Origin of the sequence: Neisseria sp. P0013.S005 (assembly GCF_051958425.1) — a bacterium.
GTDB classification, from domain to species: Bacteria; Pseudomonadota; Gammaproteobacteria; order Burkholderiales; family Neisseriaceae; genus Neisseria; species Neisseria subflava.
The window spans coordinates 1-237 of the sequence record NZ_JBQCVL010000096.1 but is presented as its reverse complement, the minus strand read 5'-3'; the positions used below and the strand labels follow the sequence as shown (position 1 = coordinate 237).

Sequence of the window (237 nt, the reverse complement as noted above, 5' to 3'; positions counted from 1 at the left end):
CATTTCGGCGATGCCCCACATGGTAAATACCCAGACGCAGACCCAAAATCCGTCGATGTGGATGCCTGTCCAGACGGATAGGCCGAAATACAGGCCGAACAGCCACACCAAAATCGGCACGATTCGGATGGTTTCGAGATAAAACCGTCCGATAAAGCGGATGAGCCGGTTGCGCGAACGCAAAACCAAGCCGAACAGCGTACCCAATACGCAGGAGACGGCAACGGAGACCAGGGA

At 55.3% G+C, this 237-nt stretch carries 1 protein-coding gene; it reads right to left on the bottom strand.

All coding sequences use genetic code 11. The features are described from left to right. A partial coding sequence (locus ACTHTA_RS11640; RefSeq protein ID WP_440379644.1) for an ABC transporter permease subunit occupies window positions 1-237 on the bottom strand: 237 nt, incomplete at both ends.